The organism is Opitutaceae bacterium (assembly GCA_015075305.1).
In the GTDB taxonomy this organism is placed as follows: domain Bacteria; phylum Verrucomicrobiota; class Verrucomicrobiia; order Opitutales; family Opitutaceae; genus UBA6669.
In genome coordinates, this window is the sequence record JABTUS010000007.1 from 329914 (window position 1) to 348439 (window position 18526).

Sequence of the window (18526 nt, forward strand, 5' to 3'; positions counted from 1 at the left end):
TGGTGGATAGTGAGTGAGGGTGGGATCGTCGAGCGGGGTGAAGGTGGTGAAACTGGTCGGCGATGCATGCGAAGGGATCGTGCAAGTGCCGCCATTGCGGGGAGTTCTTCGTTCCGGATGTGCGCAATCGCGCGCGCCAGCGGTACTGCTGCAAGGTGCCGTGTCGCAGGGCGCGCAAGGCCGACAGTCAGCGTCGATGGCTGAGTCGTCGGCAGAACGCGGACTACTTTTGCGGACCGGAGAATGCGGCGCGAGCGCGGGCGTGGCAGGCGGCGCATCCGGGGTATTGGAAGCGGCGGCGCAGGCGGAAAGTTGTCTTGCAAGACCGCCTGGATTCACAACCTGCTGCGAACAAGCGTATTGCGCCACAAGACGAGGAACTTGTCTTACAAGACATCATGGCGAGGCAAACCCCTGTGATGGTGGGGCTTATCGCGCATCTCACCGGAAGTGTCTTACAAGACGACATCGCACAAATGACGCGCCGGCTGCACTCCCGGGGCCGGGCCGTATTGGGCAAGGACATCCCGCGGCCCGCCTATGGAAAAACACTTGATTGCAATCAACCGGGTGCGGCGCGTGCCTCACCAGTTTAGCTGGGTGGACCATCGACTGGTCCGCGGAAACTACCTGATGAAGGCAACGGCACCAGCGTGGGCGCTGTACCTTGTGCTCGTCACCGTCGGTGACGAACACGGGCTGAGCTACTACGCCGACCGCACACTCGCGCGCCTGCTTTCCCTGGGTGAGGAGTCGATCGGTGAAGCGCGCCGCCAGCTCATCGATGCAGGTGTGATCGCCTACGAGGCACCGTTGTATCAGGTGCTCGGATTGGAGGTGGCGTCGTGATCGGCTACGAACACTACTGCCAGATCAAGGCCGCGGCGGCGTCCGGAATGAACATGACGCAGATTGCGGCCGCACTCGGGCTGCATTGGCAGACTGTCAGGACATGGCTCAAGCGCGGAAAGTACGAGCGCAGTCGCGGCGCGCAAAGACCCCGCCGCTCCAAGCTCGATCCGTACCGCGCGGCGATCGCACGGCTGATCGAGGCGCATCCGCTGAGCGCGATGCAGGTTTGGTGCAGGCTCAAGGAGCAGGGCTACGAGGGCAGCTACTCGATCGTGAAGGAGTACATTCGCCGGATACGTCCACCCCGCACGGAGGCGTTCCTGACGCTGAAGTTTGCGCCCGGCCAGTGCGCCCAGGTCGACTGGGGCAGCTTCGGCGCGGTCGAGGTGGACGGCACCAGGCGCGCATTGAGTTTCTTTGTGCTGGTGCTCGGTTACAGCCGGTGGCTGCACGTCGAGTTTACACTGGGTCAAGGTCAGGAGTGGTTCCTCGGCGCCCACCAGCGCGCGTTCGAACTGCTCGGTGGCGTGCCGCAGGAGGTGATGGTCGACAACTGCAAGACGGCCGTTCTTTCGCACGCGCCCGGGACCGAGCCGGTGTACAACCCGCAGTACCTCGATTTTGCCCGGCACCACGGCTTTCGGATCAAGGCCTGCGGGCCGGGTCATCCGCAGTCCAAGGGCATCGTCGAGAGCGCCGTCGCGTATGTGAAGAAGAGTTTCCTTTCGGGCCGCGCGATCACACGGTTTGCCGAACTCAATCCGGCCGTGAAGCTGTGGCTCGACACGGTGGCCAACGTGCGCGAGCACGGTGAAACGAAGGTCCGCCCGCTCGACCGGCTGGCGGAGGAGCGCGTGCACCTGCTTGCGCTCAGCCCCCAGCCCTACGCCGCGGTCCAGACACGCACCGTGCGCGCCTCCCGGCGCTTCCGCGTCACGATCGACACCAACCGCTACTCGGTTCCTCCAAGACATGCGGGAGCGCTGCTGACCGCGCAGCTTTCCAGCGAACTGGTGCGGCTGTACGCCGGCACGAGCCTGGTCGCGGAGCATGTCCGCCGTTTCGGCCGGAGGCTGGACATGGAGAACCCCGATCATGTGCGCGAACTGGAGGCACAGAGGAAATCCGGCGCCCGGCAGCGGCTGCTGATTCGATTCCTCGAACTGACTCCCGCAGCCGGACCGTATCATCGTGCGCTTGTGGAGCGGCGCATGAATGCCGGCCATCACCTTCATCGCATCGTCGAACTGATCCCCGCCTACGGCGCCGAAGCCCTCGCGCACGCCATCGAGAGCGCCCACCAACTCGGAGCCTACTCCAGCGACTACATCGTGAATCTCCTCGAACAGCGCGCACGGCGACTGCCCGAGCCCGGCCCCTTGCATCTGACCCGCGCTCCCGGAGCGCTCGAACTGGAACTGCCCGCACCCGATCTGACCCCCTACACCCATGAGCAACGCCATGACCTTTGAATCCCAGCTTCAGTATCTGAAGCTCTCCCACCTGAGCCGTCATCACGAGGAGCTGACCGCCGACGCCGCAAAGCAGCGCTGGTCCCATGCCCAGTTCCTGCGCAGAATCGTCGAGGCCGAGGCGCACGATCGCCAGCAGCACGCACTCCTTCGCCGGATCAAGGCAGCTCGTTTCCCCGTGAAGAAAACCCTCGATCAGTTCCAGTGGGACTGGCCCCGGCAGATCAACGAGGCGCAGGTGCGCCATCTTTTCGAACTGCGCTTCATCGAGGAACACACCAACGCGGTCTTCTGCGGCGGCGTCGGCCTGGGAAAGACACACCTGGCTTCCGCACTCGGTTACGCAGCCTGCCAGGCAGGACATGCCGTGCTCTTCACCACGGCCGTCGACGCCATCAACTCGCTGCTCGCAGCCCAGGCGGCGCACAGGCTTGCCCTTGAACTCAAGAAGTACGTCGCACCAAAACTGCTCGTTCTCGACGAGGTCGGCTATCTTCCCCTCGACAAGGCTGGCGCCGACCTCCTCTTCCAAATCATCAGCCAGCGCTACGAGCGAGGCTCGATCATCGTCACCACCAACAAGGCCTACAAGAGCTGGCCCACGATCTTCAACAACGACGCCGGCATCACCTCCGCCATCCTCGATCGCCTCCTCCACCACGCTCACACCGTTGTCATCGAAGGAAAATCCTACCGCATGAAGGACCGCCGCCCAGAAGAATCCCCCTCCTGATCCATCCACGCCGCCGATGGCGCTTCCCGCCATCGGCGTCCTTTCCCTCCTCTATCGACTTCTTATCCGCCAGAAATCCATGATGTTCGCTCAGTCGCTCACAGGTCGCCGCACGGCAGCATGAAACGGCGGTAGAATTCCGACTGCTGCAACTCCGCATCGGCAATGATGTCGCTCAGCCGCACGACCTGGGTTCCCGGCCGCGCCGAAAGATAGGCGGCGATCGGACTCACCTCCTGAAACCGCTGGAACTCCTCCTCGGACGCGAAAGGCGCGCGCTCCCGGAAAATTGTCGACGGCATGAGCGCAAAAGGCCGGAGACACATGCAGATGAAATGAACCGGTAGGGCGGCATGCAGCACTGCGCAGGCAGCCGTCCAGAACTCCTGCATTTCCTGCGCGGCATGCAACCGAAGCACGGCTTGGTCGAGTTCGTCCCCGCTGGGGCACAGCAGAGGGAAACAGCGTTCTTTCGCCGAAGCGGGCCTCCGTCGCATGGCTCGGGAAACTACCGTATCCACAGCGATTCCACATTGTGAGAAGCCCGGCCCGCGGTCGACTGCAAACCCTGCCGGGCATTCAGGTTGCTCCGAAAGGAGCATGCTCGGTGCGTCAAGCAATCGAGTCTCTCCCGGCGTAATCCCTCCCTACGAGGCATAGCCGGCTGAAGGCGGATGCGTTAGAGTGACGCTTTCCACACCTTCAACGATGAAAGCTCCTCAATTGTCCCCAAATCCGGAAAAGCTGAACGCATTTCTTGGCCAGGCCCTGAATGACATGGGCGCGGCCTTTCAAATCGCCTTGATCATCCTGGGAGAACGTCTGGGCCTGTACAAGGCGATGGCCGGCGCCGGGCCGCTGACTCCGGCTCAACTCGCCGCCAGGACCCAGACCGAGGAACGCTACGTCAAGGAGTGGCTTTGCGCGCAGGCGGCCGGCCACTACGTGACCTACGATCCGGCCACGGGCCGTTTCACGCTGCCCGACGAACAGGCGCTGCTGCTCGCCGTAGACAACGGTCCGGCCTACCTGCCCGCCGCCTACCAGGTCATTGCTTCGACCGTGGTGGACGAGCCGCAGCTCCGCGAAACCTTCCGGACTGGTTTCGGCTTTGCCTGGCACCAGCACGACCGCGGGCTCTTCGAAGGCACCGAACGTTTCTTCAGACCCAGCTATGCGGCGAATCTCGTCACTTCCTGGATCCCGGCGCTCGACGGCGTCGAGGCCAGGCTGAAGGCCGGCGCGCAGGTGGCGGACGTCGGCTGCGGCCACGGCGCTTCCACCATCCTGATGGCCCAGGCGTATCCAAAATCCCACTTCACCGGCTTCGACTATCACGAGCCGTCCATCAAGCGTGCGCGCGAAGCCGCGGATGCCGCCGGCGTGGGTGATCATGTGCGCTTTGCCGTTGCGGGAGCCAAGGACTTTCCCGGCAAGGCCTACGATCTTGTGGCTTTCTTTGACTGCCTGCATGACATGGGCGATCCCGTCGGCGTCGCCCGGCACGTGCTTGGATCGTTGAAACCGGATGGCACCTGGCTGATCGTCGAGCCGTTCGCTGGAGATCGGATTGAGCAGAATCTCAATCCCGTGGGCCGCGTGTTTTACGCGGCGTCCACCATGATCTGCACGCCGGTTTCCCGTTCGCAGGAGGTTGGGCTTGCATTGGGAGCACAGGCCGGTGAGGCAAAGCTGCGCGACGTCGTGAAGCAGGGCGGTTTCACCCGCTTCCGGCGCGCAACGGAGACGCCCTTCAATCTGATCCTCGAAGCGCGACCGCAACCGCCTGTCGCCTACGTGAGGCGTTCGAGTTCTGATCTGGCGGCGGCGAAGGCGGCTTCGAGTTCCGGGATGCCTGCTGCGAGGCTGGCGAGCGGCTGGCTTTTCGACGCATGCTCGAGACCTTCGGCAACGGTGCGCAGCTGTGCGGCTCCGAGATTGCTGGAGCTGCCCTTGATGCTGTGGGCCGCGCGGGAGAAAGCCGCGACATCGCCCGCCGCATGGGCGTGGCGGAGTTCCGCGATGCGTGCGGGCGTGTCCTCGAGGAATATGCCGATGATCTCCTTAAGGAAGGAATCGTCATCGGGATTGATTGCACGCAGGTTCTCGATCGCCTCGGCATCTATGATCGGCTCTCTGGAGCTGGGATTGGAGAACATGAAAAGGGTTGTAGGACGGGCGGATCACGAAGCCCACTCGAAAGAGGTGTTGGCTTCAATTTCGTCAATGGTCGTGAGACCCAGCAGCACCTTCTTGAGCCCGTCGTAACGCAGGGGCTTGAATCCGACTTTCGTGGCCGCCTTCTGAATCTCCTGCACGCTCCGGCCCTCCGAGATGAGCGTGCGCATCTCCTCCGTGACCAGCACCATTTCGTGAAACGCGATGCGGCCCTTGTATCCGGTTCCCCGACACACGGAGCAGCCCCGGCCGCGGTAGAACTGCACGTCTGTCAGTCCTTCGTCCTTGAAGTACTTTTTCACCACATCGCGTGAAGGCTGATACGGTTCCTTGCAGTTGTCGCAGATTCGCGCGGCGAGGCGCTGCGCCAGCACGCCGATGACGGATGGAGCCACCATGTAGGGCTCAACACCGATTTCGAGCAGGCGGATGATGGCCTGCGCCGCGGAGTTTGTGTGCAGCGTGGCGAAAACGAGGTGCCCCGTGAGCGCCGCCTCGGTGGCGATCTTGGCGGTCTCGAGATCGCGGATCTCCCCGATGAGGATGACATCCGGATCCTGCCGCAGCAGCGAGCGCAGGATCGTCGAAAACTTGAGGTCGATGTGGTTGTTGACCTGGGACTGGGTCACGCCGCCGAGCTGGATTTCGACGGGGTCCTCGATGGTCGAGATGTTGAGGTCCGGCTTGTTGATCTCGTGCAGCGCGGCGTAGAGCGTCGTGGTTTTCCCCGAGCCGGTGGGGCCCGTCACGAAGATGATGCCGTTGGGATTCTGGATCAGCCGCTTGAACGGGCGCAGGATGGTCTGCGAGATCATCATCTTCTCCAGCGTCAGCATCGTCTTCTTCCCGCTCATCGCGAGAATGCGGAGCACGATTTTTTCGCCGTACTGGGTGGGGATGGACGAGAGGCGGAAGTTCGCCGTGGCGCTTCCGATGGGCAGTGAAAAGCGACCGTCCTGGGGAAAGCGTGATTCCGCGATGTTCAACTGCGCGAGGATCTTGAGTCGCGAGATGATCGCGCGATGGAGCTTGCGCGAATACGTCAGGGCCTCGCGAAGATTGCCGTCGATGCGGAAGCGGATGCGCGACTGTGTTTCCTGCGGCTCGATGTGGATGTCGGTTGCCCGCTCCCGCAGCGCGTAGTAGATGACCTCGTCGAGAATGCGGACCAGTGATTCGGAATCCGCGAGGGCCGCGAGTTTGTCGGCGGCGAGGTCGGGCTGGTCGAAGATGGACGATCGTTCGAGTTCGTTCAGGCTCTCCTCCAGGTTTTTCTCACTCGAGTACTGGATGAGCACCGAGTCCTCGATGTCGCGGGGCAGCGCAAACACAGGTGACACGGGAGTCTGCGCAATCTGGCCCAGGCGCTTGACGGTATCGGCGTCATTGGGGTGCGCCATGGCGGCCGTCAGCACGCCGTTGATCACATACAGGCCCATGGCCCTGGCTTTCCTCGCGATCTCGACCGGCAGCTTTTGAACCGCCTCCTCGGTGATGACCGAGGCGAAGGGGTCGACGTAGGCGACGCCGAGGGAATCCGCCCAGAGGCGGCAGCCGTCGTCCTTGGAAACAATCTTGGTGTCGATCAGGGCCTGAAGGAGATTGACGCTGCCGCCGTGGTGTTTCAGGAGCGCGTCGAGCTCACTGGTGCCGTCGAAGTGGGGCAGTGCTCGAACCTGGTCGGCAAAATGGCTAACGCTTGGGTTTAGCACGGCGCTTTTGTTTGTTTTGGAAAAGCTTCCCGATCTCGAACTGATTCAGCCGTTCCATGGCGAACGAGCCGGTGGTCCTCTCGAGGCGCAACTCCGCGAGCATTTCTGGAAGCGAATAACGCACCTCGGCGAGCCCCATGATGTCGGGCGGGTCTTCGGCCGGTCCGTGATCGGGGGATGGAGGAGTGGTCTTCATCGTGAAATTCCGCCTGTCCGGTTCGTGTTTGGAGCCGTGTCCATCAGTTTGATGGTCCACCTTCACCCTCATGGCCAAAAATGGCTTCAAGGGTGTCGCGGAGGCGTGTCACGATTTCATCCTTGGGCGTGTCCTTGCGGAGGTAGTTGGAGGCGCCCAGTTCGAGCGATTCCTCGACGGTCTGGCGATTGGCAAGTGAGGTCAGCATGATCACGACTGCATCGGGATCGATTTTCTTGAGCTCCCGCAGGGTGCCGATGCCGTCGAGTATGGGCATGTTTACATCGAGCAGGACCAGGTCCGGACGCTCACGCTGGTAGATCTCCAGCGCCTCTGAGCCGTTCGATGCCTCGATCAAGGTGGGGTTTCCCAGGGTGCGCGCGATCAAGCCCACGAATTTTCTGACATGGGCCTCGTCGTCCACGAGGAGTATCTTGCCGTCAAACGTCATGTATCGAGTGGAAAGGAGATGCTGAACTCACAGCCGCCCCCAGGCATGTTGTCAGCTGTGATGGTGCCCCTGTGTGCATCGACGATGTTTCTGCAGATGGCAAGGCCAAGCCCGGTGCTTTTTTCTCCACCGGTTGGCCTGACGGAAAGTTTACCGAAATCCTTAAACAGTCTGCCGCGTTCACCCTCGGGAATGCCGGGGCCCTGATCGCGAACGGCAAGCCGGACTCCGTTTTCGTTCAAGCTCAGTTCAATGCTGATGGTGGATCCCGGTGGGGAGTACTTCACGGCATTGCTCAGCAGGTTGTCGATGACCTGCCTGATTTTGGCAGGATCTAGTGAAAGCGGCTGGAGACTGGGAATCGGCAGAAGGGAGAGCACTGTCTTTTTTCTGCCTGCCTCCATGCTCATCAGGTGCACGGATCTCTGAACGAGTTCGCCAAGGGCCGTGGGCTCGCGGTGGATCTTCAGCTCTCCCGATTCTATCGTGGCGATATCGAGCAGCTCGTTGACCATGTCGAGCAGTTGGTGGCTGGTGGTCTGGATGGTTTTCGCCAGGTCGAGTTGCTCCGCGTTCAGCGTGCCCAGCATCGGATCCTGCAGGAACTCGGCCAGCCCGCGGATCGATGCCAGCGGATTGCGCAGGTCATGCGCAGCCATTCCCAGAAAGCGGTTCTTTGCGGCATTTGCCCGGGTCAGTTGATTGACGAGACTCCTTTGCTGCTCGCTCAGGATGCGGTTGGTCAGATGCATCCGGATTCGCGCAATGGCTTCATTTGCCCGAAACGGCTTGGGAAGGTAGTCGACTCCACCGGCACGGAAGCCTTCCACCACGTCGTCCGATTCGGATCTTGCTGTAATGAAGATGACAGGTGCCGCAGTATCGCCGTATATCGCCCGTATCCTGCGGCAGGTGTCGAACCCATTGGTACCCTTCATTTCGACGTCCATCAGGAGGAGATCCGGCTGAAACTGCGGATAGACTTCCAGTGCCTGATCGCCGGAGTGTGCTTCAGCCAGTTCATAACCCTCGCCATGGAGAATGCCGCTCAGGATGCGGATGTTCAGGCGGTCGTCGTCAACGACGAGAATCTTTCGTCCGTGAAGATCAGGTGTGCAGGTTGAAGCGGGAACCATGAGTGAATCTGCAGAAGGATCACTGGTGGAGTCGAAAGTTGTTCAATTGGCTGGAACACGAAGAGGTCTGCAACAGGATTCTCTGATTCTTCGTAACATATCAAAATATACGGATATGTTGATATTAAGCTTGAGGAGGCTTGGCGGGAAGCGATAAAAATCGGGATCATTTCCATGGCCAATTCCTTTGTTTTTTCCTCCGAATCAGTTGGTGAGGGTCATCCCGACAAGGTCGCCGATCTCATCTCCGACAGTGTTCTCGACGCATGCCTTTCGGTCGACCGGACAAGCCGCGTCGCCTGCGAGACGCTGGTGAAATCGAATGCGGTGGTGGTCGCCGGGGAGATCACCATTCCCAAGCTGGGTGCCCGGCCGATTGATGCCGCCATCAATGTCGACCGCATTGTCCGGGAAGCGATTCGCGAAATCGGCTATGTGAACGCCGACGATGTTTTCCATGCCGACAAGGTTTTCATTCACAACCTGCTGACCACCCAGTCACCTGACATCGCGCAGGGTGTGGATGCCCGAAGGGCGAAAGGAAAACAGACTGCCGAGCAAGGCGCCGGGGATCAGGGACTGATGTTCGGTTATGCCTGCAATGAAACGCCGGAGCTGATGCCGACCCCGGTGATGTTTGCCCACAGACTGGGGCGCGAGCTCACCGCCATTCGCAAGTCGGGAAAGGCCCGCTGGCTTCGCCCGGATGCTAAGTCGCAGGTGTCGATTCGCTATCGCGATGGAAAGCCGGTGGAGGTCGTGAACGTCGTCATCTCGACGCAGCACACCGAGGACGTTGATCACGCCGAGATTGAATCGTTTCTGATCAAGAACGTCATCCGCAAGGTCATTCCTGCGAGGCTGCTGAATTCGAGAACGGAGTACCTGATCAATCCGACAGGACGCTTTGTTGTCGGGGGCCCCCAAGGGGACACGGGGCTCACCGGGCGTAAGATTATTGTGGATACATACGGTGGCTGGGGACGCCATGGCGGGGGGGCGTTTTCCGGGAAGGATCCGTCCAAGGTCGACCGCTCGGCTGCGTACATGGCGCGCTGGGTGGCAAAGACGATCGTGGCTTCAGGTCTCTCCGAAATCGCCGAGCTCCAGCTTGCCTACGCGATCGGTTATCCGAAACCGGTCAGCGTTTTTGTGGACACGTTTGGAACGGGAACGGTGGCGGACGAGAAGATCGCGGAGGCCGTCCAGGATGTTTTCAGCTTCAAACCTGCGGACATTGTGAAGCAGCTCAATTTGCTGAGGCCGATTTACCGGCAGACGACGAACTACGGTCATTTTGGCAAGAAGGGCCTGCCGTGGGAGGTTCCCAGCAGGGCCGGCGCATTGACCGCAGCCGTCAAGCGCCGCGCGTAAGCGGACATCAAACTCAAACCATTATTTTTTGTCATGGGTTCAGCACTCGCCAAACCTTCCACCGCTCACGATTTCAACGTAAAGGACATTTCTCTGGCCGATTGGGGTCGAAAGGAAATCAACGTTGCCGAGCACGAAATGCCGGGACTGGTTTCACTGCGCAAGAAGCACGGTGCGGCAAAACCGCTCAAGGGCGTGCGCATCACCGGGTCACTGCACATGACGATTCAGACGGCGGTTCTCATTGAGACGCTTGTCGAACTCGGCGCCTCCGTCCGATGGGCTTCGTGCAACATTTTCTCCACGCAGGATCATGCCGCCGCCGCCATTGCAAAGGCCGGGGTTCCGGTGTTCGCCTGGAAGGGAGAGACGCTCGAGGAGTACTGGGACCTCACCTGGAAAGCGCTCAGTCATCCCGGTGGCAAGGGACCGCAGCTCGTCGTCGATGACGGGGGCGATGTCACGCTTCTGCTGCACAAGGGCTACGAACTTGAGAATGGATCGGACTGGGTCGACTCCGCGTCCGGTTCGCACGAGGAGCAGGTCATCAAGAATCTCCTGAAGCGGATACACGCGGAGGATCCGCTGGTCTTCTCGCGCATGGTGAAGGACTGGCGCGGTGTCTCTGAGGAAACCACGACGGGCGTGCACCGGCTCTACCAGTTGCACGAAAAGGGCGCGCTGCTGGTGCCCGCGATCAATGTGAACGATTCGGTCACGAAGTCGAAATTCGACAATCTCTACGGTTGCCGGGAATCGCTCGCGGATGGACTGAAACGCGCGACCGACGTCATGATCGCGGGCAAGGTCGCGTGCGTTTGCGGCTACGGCGACGTCGGCAAGGGCTCGGCGCATTCACTCCGCGGTTTCGGCGCGCGGGTCATCGTGACGGAGGTCGATCCGATCAACGCATTGCAGGCCGCGATGGAAGGCTTCGAGGTCAATACCGTTGAAAGCACGCTGGGCACCGCCGACATCTATGTGACGACGACGGGCAACCGCGACGTCATCACACTCGAGCACATCCAGCGGATGAAGGATCAGGCGATCATCTGCAACATCGGGCATTTCGACAATGAGATCCAGGTCGACCGCCTCTACAAGTCCGCGGGAACGCGGCGCATCACCATCAAGCCGCAGTATGACCAGTTCGTTCTCGCGAACGGCCGCAGCATCTACCTTCTCGCGGAGGGCCGCCTCGTGAACCTGGGCTGTGCGACGGGCCATCCGTCGTTTGTGATGTCGAATTCCTTCACGAACCAAACACTGGCGCAGCTCGACCTCTGGGAAAAACGCGATTCCTACAAGGTCGGGGTCTATCGCCTGCCGAAGCACCTCGATGAAGAGGTTGCGCGGCTGCATCTGGAAAAGATCGGGGCGAAGCTGACTGTTCTTACAAAGGAGCAGGCAGCCTATCTGGGCGTGCCAGTGCAGGGGCCCTACAAGCCAGAGCACTACCGGTACTGACCAAACCGCAAAACCGCATCACCAAACGATGCGGTTTTTGTTTCTCTTGAAAGTCCGGAACTGACCGCTCATCGACGGAAGTGGCGCGAACGATCCAGCGATTGCAGATTTCCCCAAGGTACGCGCGCCTGTCGCAGTCCCTCGGCTAACCTCCTCCGTTGGAGGGGCGCGCATCCCCCTCAGTTGGAGATGACATGTAGCCGACAGGCGGCTGAAAAGCAGCCAACCTGTCGGCGTTATGAATAATAACATACATAAAATAGATGGTGAGCGTGTCGCTGTCGAGATGGCGATGACGGTTAAGTTGGGGCTGGATCTGCACGCCAGGGATGTGGTGGTCTGCCGTCAGAATGACGGGCAGCAGCCGAAGCCAGTGTGCAGAATGACGCACAAAGAGTTGCTGGATCTGGTTGCGGGGCTGATCGCCGCAGGACACCGTGTGGAGAGTTGCTACGAGGCCGGACCGTGCGGATACGGGTTGCATCGCAAGTTGATCCAGATGGGAGCGCGCAATCGGGTGATCGTGCCTCGGAAATGGGACGCGGAAGGCAGGCGTGTGAAGACTGATCGCAGGGATGCCCGGGAGATCTGTGATGCGCTGGACCGATACCTGCGAGGCAGCACCACTGCCTTTTCGGTGGTGTACGTTCCGACGGAGGAACAGGAAGAGACTCGAGCGTTGGGTCGGCAACGGGGAATGCTGGTGAAGGAGCGCCAGCGCTGTGTGGTGCGGGGTCACGGCTTGATGCTGACCGCCGGTGTGCAGGCGGATCCAGACTGGTGGCATCCCAAGGCCTGGAGTGAGCTGGCGAAGACATTGCCGCCGGAGCTGCGCGCACGGATAGAGACCTGGCAGCGTCAAGCGCTGCATTTTGAATCCGAGATAGAAGCGTGGACCAAGCGGGTTGAGAGTATGGGCGAGAAACAGATTCTGGTGAAAGGACTGGGTCTGCTCACGAACACACTCCTGGGAATGGAGGTGTGCGATTGGGCCCGCTTTGGCGGTCGTCGAAAGGTGGGAGGGTACAGCGGATTGTGCCCGAGTGAGTACTCGACGGGGACACGTCGCCGTCAGGGCAGCATCTCCAAGCACGGAAACCCTCGAATGCGTCACCTGCTCGTCGAGGCCGCCTGGCGTCTGCTGCGCTGGCAGCCCGACTACCCTCCGCTGAAAAAACTGCGCCAGGCGCTCGGCGCCCGTGCACGCAAACGAGCCGTGGTCGCAGTCGCGCGACGGCTCGCAATCGATTTATGGCGCATCCACACCGGTCGCTGCACGCCCGAACAGCTGGGCCTGAAAGTGGGTTGAGCGCCTAAATGGGACTTTGGTGGCGGGGGCGGAGTGTGTTCGTCATGCCCCTTGGGTGAACCCCGTCTTGGAGGGGCATGCTTCGTCATGCCCAGGGGACGCACGATAAAACAACGCCGGTCACAGTCAGCCATCATTCATGACGGACGGGCTACAAAATGGGGGTCTCAGAAAGGGACAGGCTATCCGGCCCGATTACCTGTCTTGTCCCCGACTGGGCAAAATCGAATAGTTTAGTTTATAACCTAACATACTATAATTAATCTTGCACTGATCTGGAACAAGCGCGAAGATCCTTGCGTGTCCACCACTGTCGCACCTCCTGAAGTGCCATCACCCGCCGCGGCGCCCGCGAAGCCGTTTGTTGCCAATGAGGGAATCAAACTCGCCTCAAATTTTCTCCGGGGAACGATTGCGGAGGACCTGAGGGACGCTTCGACCGGCGCGATTTCGGACAATAGCAGTCTACTGACGAAGTTTCACGGACTCTACCTTCAGGATGATCGCGATCAGCGCATCGCCTTGAAGAGGGCGGGAAAGGAAAAGGCGTTTTCATTCATGCTGCGGGTCCGCTTGCCTGGAGGGCGGTGCACACCGCAGCAGTGGCTGGTTCTTGATTCGCTGGCCGATCAGTTCGGCATCCAGTCCCTCCGGCTGACAACCCGTCAGACCTTTCAGTTTCACGGCGTGCTCAAGGGGAATCTGAAGCCCTTGATCAAGGGCTTGAATTCCGTGCTGCTGGATTCGATTGCCGCCTGCGGCGATGTGAATCGAAACGTCATGGCTCCGCCGAATCCGGAGCGCAGCCCGGTGCTCCAGCAGGTGTACGAACAGGCGAAGGCGTGGAGCGAATACGTGCTGCCGAAGACACGCGCCTATCACGAGATCTGGCTCGACGATGTGCGTGTCGCCGGTGGTGAACCCGAGATCGAACCGATCTATGGTGCGACCTATCTTCCGCGCAAGTTCAAGACGGGGTTTGCGCTGCCGCCGTCAAATGACGTGGACCTCTTTTCCCAGGACCTTGGTTTCATTGCGATCGTTGAGAACGATCGCCTCGTGGGCTACAATCTTGCGATCGGCGGTGGGCAGGGCATGAGTCATGGCAATGTCGAGACATATTCCCGCCTCGCCGATGTCGTGGGTTTCCTGACGCCTGAACAGGTCATTCCGGTTGGCACGGCCGTGCTGACGACCCAGCGGGATCACGGCGACCGGACCAACCGCAAGCATGCGCGCTTGAAGTACACGATCGACGATCGCGGACTGGACTGGTTCAAGGCGGAGGTGGAAAGGCGGTCGGGAGTGACGCTTAGTCCGGCGCGCCCGTATCAATTCACCACGATCCAGGATCCACTTGGCTGGCATGCATGTGCCGATGGAACCTGGTTCTACGGCCTGCACATCCTCAGTGGCCGCATCAAGGACGCCCCCGGGTGGGAGATGAAGAAGGCCCTCCGCGAGATTGCCGCGTTTCACACGGGCGATTTCAGGCTTACAGCATCGCAGAACCTCACAATTTCCGGCGTCTCGACCGAAGCCAAGGCTCGTATCGATGAGGTTCTGGGCCGCTACAATCTCACGGCGGAGAATGCGCGATCCGGCATGCGTCTGAACGCGCTGTCCTGCGTGGCGCTTCCCAGCTGCGGTCTCGCGCTCGCTGAAAGCGAGCGTGCGCTGCCCGATTTGCTGGCGCGCTTTGAAACGATCCTCGAGGAGGCGGGTTTGCGGGATGACGCCATCAGTCTGCGGATCACCGGATGCCCGAACGGGTGTGCGCGTCCGTACCTCGCGGAAATCGGTTTTGTGGGCAAGGCACCTGGAAAGTACGCGATCTATCTGGGAGCCAACTACGAGGGAACCCGGCTGAACCGCCTCTTTGCCGCCAGCCTGACCATCGATGACGCACTGGCTCAACTGACACCCATCATCAAGCGCTTCGCATTGGAGCGGAATGAGAGGGAACGGTTTGGCGACTGGTGTGAGCGGGTGATCCTTCCGAAGGATGCCACGTTTCATTCGGTTGGCACCAGGACATAAAGGCGATTTGACTGCGAAGGGCCTCCGCGGATTTTCCTGCCGGCAAGAAATGCCCTTGCACTTTGCGTTCAGCCCCTTTGCTTCTGGGGCTTGGACTGGAGAGATGGCTGAGTGGTCGATAGCGGCGCTTTGCTAAAGCGTTGTACGTGTAACAGCGTACCGGGGGTTCGAATCCCCCTCTCTCCGCCATGCTTCGCTCGTTGAGCTTAGCAATGAGGTGTAACTGAGACCCCGTGAAATTGCTGAAGCAGGGTCAATGAGGCTGAAGGAGGGCTTAGTGATCTGCGGGACTGCTCTGCTTATTTGAATCGACGCGCCCGTGGGTTTGCGGAGCCTTGAGGCCCCGATCACTCCGATGACTTCCTCTTCCGGCTCCCCGATTGCCCGCTATGCATGGATGGTGGTGGCACTGCTGTTTCCGGTGGCGCTGCTCAACTACCTGGATCGCCAGATGCTGGCGACGATGAAGGGCTCGATGGTCGACGACATCCCAAGCATCGCAAACAAGGCGGACTGGGGGCTGGTGCTGGGATGCTTCAAGTGGACCTACGCGGTGCTGAGTCCGTTTGGAGGCTACGTGGCGGACCGTTTCAGCAAGCGCTGGGTGATCTGCGGCAGCCTGTTCATGTGGTCGGCTGTCACCTGGTGGACGGGTCACGTGACTTCCTTTCACGAACTCGTGCTTGTGCGCTCATTGATGGGCGTCAGCGAGGCTTTCTACATTCCCGCGGCGCTGGCTTTGATCTCGGAGTATCACGCCGGCAGCACGAAATCGCGGGCGGTGGGTTGCCACCAGGCAGGCATTTACATCGGTCAGATTCTCGGCGGCTTCGCGGGTTACATCGCCGCTTCCCCCGACCATGGCTGGCGATGGGCGTTCACCACCTGCGGCATGCTGGGCGTCATCTATGCGCTTCCGCTGCTTGCTGCACTCCGGGATCCGGTGCGATCGGTTGAGCAGGCCGCGGAGGCAAAGGTCGCCCGGAGCGGCGTGCTGCGCGGGTTGCTGGGAGACAGGAATTTTCTCCTGTTGGTGCTGTACTTCACGCTGCCGGCGATCGCCGGCTGGGTGGTGCGCGACTGGATGCCCGAGATCCTGCGCGAAAAATTCAATCTCGGTCAGGGCAAGGCGGGTGTCAGCGCGATCCTTTACGTGCAGATTGCATCGATCGTCGGCGTGATCATCGGCGGCTCACTGGCGGATCGCTGGATGAAGAAAACCAACCGTGGAAGGATTTTCACGAGCGCGATTGGCATGGTGATGTTTCTCCCCGCGCTGTTCAGTGTCGGGCATGCGTCAACGCTGACGATCGCGATCGTCGGCCTGATCATCTTCGGCCTTGGCTGGGGATTCTTCGACTGCAACAACATGCCGATTCTCTCCCAGATCGCACGTCCGGAATGGCGCGCCACCGGCTACGGAATCATGAATCTGGTCAGCATCAGCTGCGGTGGATTCGGCGACTGGGGCTTTGGCGTCCTTCGCGACCGGCATGTGCCGCTGGACGTGATTTTTGGTGCGTTCGCGGGCGTCGCATTGCTGTCGGTGGTCATAGTGATGCTGATCAAGGTGGGCGCGAACGCCGATCGGAAGGCATGACCGTGAACGGCATCGGGCCAGCCGCCGCAAAATGCGGGGACTGGGAATGCAACGTCAGACACTGCCGGCGGCTGGAAGTCGTCCGAGACTGAACCACGTCACTCCGCGCCTATCCTGGCTGCCCTGACTCCAGGTCGTACAACATGTGCCAGATGCGATCCGTCTCGCCGCGCTCGATGACCTGGAGGGGTGTTGATCCCTCGAAGGCGGAATTGGGCTGTTTCAGCCAGCGGCCCACCTCGACCGGCTCCATGACACGTGCCAGCCCGTCGAGCAGGCGATCCATCTCAACCAGCGCCTTCTCCTGTTTCGCGGATGGCGGCTCCCCCTGGCTCCATTTTGCCACTGAACGCGGTGAAAATCCGGTCAACCGCACGAGCAGCGGCTGAGGCAGGCTGAAGGTGTTTCTATAGTGCTGGAGCAATCGCGAATAGTCATGAACCTTCCGGTGGGCAAAACGAAATGTTCCAGTCAGCGCCGGCCTGGCGGTGAGCTTTCGTTTCTTGAGCATGGTGGCCATATTTTTGCCTGCATTAGAGCCTGCAATATTGCAGGTGTCAAGACTTGGGCTTCAAACTGAATCTAGCCAGTTTCTCACCCTCGACCACCTCGATACAATCGTCGGGATGAGCACTGGGGAAAACGACTCCGTTTGTTCCACTTCGTGCGTTGGCGGAGTTTACCAGCATTCCGCTGGCGCCGATCGCCGCCGCGGCGCGGCCCAGCGCCTGAGTCTGACTTTCCTGCCTGGTCTGCATGAGTTTGCGCCAGTCTTCCGACGCAAGTTCTCTTTGAGTAATGTGCAGTGCGCGCCGCAGGCTGGGCAATCTCAGGTCCAGCACTTTGGTCAATCGAACCTCGATTGCGACCAGGACCCGAGGACCTTTGGTCACTACGCCGTAGTAGCGATCGTGAGCCCGGCATTCCTCCAATGCGATTGAATCGGATGTGCTTCCATAGACTGCAGCCAGTCCAGGCGGGTTCCAGCGACCGCCCCGCATCCGGGCCCCCGCTCCGCTGATGATGTCTCTGGCAGTCGGGAAATTGATGGTCTGGAATCGAAAAAGCGTCCCAGTCCAGGGTTTCAGCCACTGAGGGTGCGTCGCCAGAGTCTCATGAAATTCCGCATAACGTGGGTTTGGCTTCAATATAGGCGCCATGATGAGCAATCCTTCATCCAAGTTTGCATGCTGCGCATGACCCGGCCTGTCTTCGAGAGGCGTCTCACCTCGCGGCAGGGAGCACGGATTTTTCCGCGGCGATCAGGGCGTCGAAAGCCTGCTCGGGGGAGGTGGATTCGTTTAACCGCGCAATGATGTCGGTCTTCATGACCAGCACGCAGAGGCGGGCCAGGGTGTGGAGGTGGAGGCGGTCGTCCTGGCAGCAGATCAGGAAAAAGAGGTGGGTGTGGTGACCGTCGGGGGCGCTGAACGGCACGCCTTGAATTGTGCGGCCGAGCACCAGGAAGGAGCCTTCATAGCGATAGGGCTCATGGTTGCGCGGGTGGGGAAGCGCAATACCGCCGGGGAGTGCCGTCGGACACATCTCCTCGCGCTCGATGATGCTCGCGAGGAGTTCGCGCGGGTCAAGCAGGCGGTCGGTCTTCTGCGCGAGCGCCACCATGTCGCGCAGGACCGAGGACGCCGTCTTCGATGTGAGCTCGAGGTCGATGTAGTCGCGGTGAAGCAGCTCGGGAATGAGCGCCGCCTGGGGCAGGACATCGCGGGTGCCGCGGGTGGACTTCTCGTGATAGATGTCGAGTCGCTTCTCCGGGAGCTGGAGAATGCGCTGCGACGCCCAGGCATCGATGGCGGAGCGCCGGAAGATGATGCGTCCACCCCGGGTTTCATGCGGAAGACCGGCCTCGCGCATGAGCCGTTCGACATCGCCGTTGGCGAGGTGAAGGTACTCACGCAGTTCCTCGATGTTGAAGGTTCGATGCGACATGCCGGCCGATTCTGTGGAAATGAGCGCCGCATGCCAACCCAGCAATTTTCCCAGGACTG

Annotated in this window: 17 protein-coding genes, 1 tRNA gene and 1 pseudogene; 10 read left to right on the forward strand and 9 right to left on the reverse strand. The window is 60.7% G+C overall.

The window, feature by feature from the left end:
• The first annotated feature begins 540 nt into the window (after positions 1–540).
• From HS122_15075 to HS122_15085, 3 genes are read left to right on the forward strand one after another with little or no spacing between them, the layout of a single operon-like run.
• Positions 541–849 (forward strand): hypothetical protein, encoded by a 309-nt coding sequence (locus HS122_15075; protein MBE7539720.1) that lies wholly within the window; start codon positions 541–543, stop codon positions 847–849.
• 47 nt (positions 850–896) lie between these two features.
• Positions 897–2324: an IS21 family transposase gene (locus HS122_15080; protein MBE7539721.1), complete on the forward strand. Its 1428-nt coding sequence runs from the start codon at positions 897–899 to the stop codon at positions 2322–2324.
• Positions 2302–3057: an ATP-binding protein gene (locus HS122_15085; protein MBE7539722.1), complete on the forward strand. Its 756-nt coding sequence runs from the start codon at positions 2302–2304 to the stop codon at positions 3055–3057. Before HS122_15080 ends, HS122_15085 begins: the two co-directional genes overlap by 23 nt.
• Before the next feature lie 98 nt (positions 3058–3155).
• On the opposite strand, the gene HS122_15090 is transcribed toward HS122_15085, so the two are convergent.
• Positions 3156–3476 (reverse strand): hypothetical protein, encoded by a 321-nt coding sequence (locus HS122_15090; GenBank protein ID MBE7539723.1) that lies wholly within the window; start codon positions 3474–3476, stop codon positions 3156–3158.
• 304 nt (positions 3477–3780) lie between these two features.
• Here HS122_15090 and HS122_15095 point away from each other — a divergent pair.
• A pseudogene (locus tag HS122_15095) lies at positions 3781–4836 on the forward strand (class I SAM-dependent methyltransferase).
• Between the two features lie 14 nt (positions 4837–4850).
• Here the strand turns inward: HS122_15095 and HS122_15100 are convergent.
• From HS122_15100 to HS122_15120, 5 genes are read right to left on the reverse strand one after another with little or no spacing between them, the layout of a single operon-like run.
• Positions 4851–5216: an Hpt domain-containing protein gene (locus tag HS122_15100; protein MBE7539724.1), complete on the reverse strand. Its 366-nt coding sequence runs from the start codon at positions 5214–5216 to the stop codon at positions 4851–4853.
• Between the two features lie 24 nt (positions 5217–5240).
• Positions 5241–6947 (reverse strand): type II/IV secretion system protein, encoded by a 1707-nt coding sequence (locus HS122_15105; GenBank protein ID MBE7539725.1) that lies wholly within the window; start codon positions 6945–6947, stop codon positions 5241–5243.
• Entirely contained in the window at positions 6928–7143 is a 216-nt protein-coding gene (locus tag HS122_15110) for a hypothetical protein (protein MBE7539726.1), read from the reverse strand. Before HS122_15110 ends, HS122_15105 begins: the two co-directional genes overlap by 20 nt.
• Before the next feature lie 43 nt (positions 7144–7186).
• Positions 7187–7594 carry a response regulator gene (locus HS122_15115; GenBank protein ID MBE7539727.1) on the reverse strand — a complete coding sequence of 136 codons (408 nt, stop codon included), beginning with the start codon at positions 7592–7594 and terminating at the stop codon, positions 7187–7189.
• A complete protein-coding gene (locus HS122_15120) occupies positions 7591–8730 on the reverse strand; it encodes a hybrid sensor histidine kinase/response regulator (GenBank protein ID MBE7539728.1) in 1140 nt (379 codons plus the stop codon). The genes HS122_15115 and HS122_15120 overlap by 4 nt, the downstream gene beginning before the upstream one ends.
• Before the next feature lie 174 nt (positions 8731–8904).
• Here HS122_15120 and HS122_15125 point away from each other — a divergent pair, with 174 nt between their 5' ends.
• The 6 genes from HS122_15125 to HS122_15150 all read left to right on the forward strand — a co-directional run bounded on the left by HS122_15125 (position 8905) and on the right by HS122_15150 (position 16520).
• Complete coding sequence (locus tag HS122_15125; protein MBE7539729.1) at positions 8905–10104, forward strand: methionine adenosyltransferase; 1200 nt, start codon at positions 8905–8907, stop codon at positions 10102–10104.
• A 33-nt stretch (positions 10105–10137) separates the two neighbouring features.
• Positions 10138–11571, forward strand: a complete 1434-nt coding sequence (locus HS122_15130; protein ID MBE7539730.1) for an adenosylhomocysteinase — start codon at positions 10138–10140, stop codon at positions 11569–11571.
• Positions 11572–11809: 238 nt separating this feature from the next.
• Positions 11810–12880 (forward strand): IS110 family transposase, encoded by a 1071-nt coding sequence (locus tag HS122_15135; GenBank protein MBE7539731.1) that lies wholly within the window; start codon positions 11810–11812, stop codon positions 12878–12880.
• A 327-nt stretch (positions 12881–13207) separates the two neighbouring features.
• Positions 13208–14920, forward strand: coding sequence for an NADPH-dependent assimilatory sulfite reductase hemoprotein subunit (locus HS122_15140; GenBank protein MBE7539732.1), 1713 nt, complete (start codon positions 13208–13210; stop codon positions 14918–14920).
• Positions 14921–15017: 97 nt separating this feature from the next.
• A tRNA-Ser gene (locus HS122_15145) sits at positions 15018–15109 on the forward strand.
• A gap of 166 nt (positions 15110–15275) precedes the next feature.
• Positions 15276–16520: an MFS transporter gene (locus tag HS122_15150; protein MBE7539733.1), complete on the forward strand. Its 1245-nt coding sequence runs from the start codon at positions 15276–15278 to the stop codon at positions 16518–16520.
• Positions 16521–16629: 109 nt separating this feature from the next.
• Here the strand turns inward: HS122_15150 and HS122_15155 are convergent, their stop codons facing one another.
• The 3 genes from HS122_15155 to HS122_15165 all read right to left on the reverse strand — a co-directional run bounded on the left by HS122_15155 (position 16630) and on the right by HS122_15165 (position 18467).
• Positions 16630–17031 (reverse strand): DUF2384 domain-containing protein, encoded by a 402-nt coding sequence (locus tag HS122_15155; protein MBE7539734.1) that lies wholly within the window; start codon positions 17029–17031, stop codon positions 16630–16632.
• Between the two features lie 46 nt (positions 17032–17077).
• Positions 17078–17680 (reverse strand): RES family NAD+ phosphorylase, encoded by a 603-nt coding sequence (locus tag HS122_15160; GenBank protein MBE7539735.1) that lies wholly within the window; start codon positions 17678–17680, stop codon positions 17078–17080.
• A 64-nt stretch (positions 17681–17744) separates the two neighbouring features.
• The gene (locus HS122_15165; GenBank protein MBE7539736.1) at positions 17745–18467 is read right to left on the reverse strand and encodes a PTS sugar transporter subunit IIA; all 723 of its coding nucleotides are present in this window, start codon (positions 18465–18467) and stop codon (positions 17745–17747) included.
• Between the last annotated feature and the right edge of the window lie 59 nt (positions 18468–18526).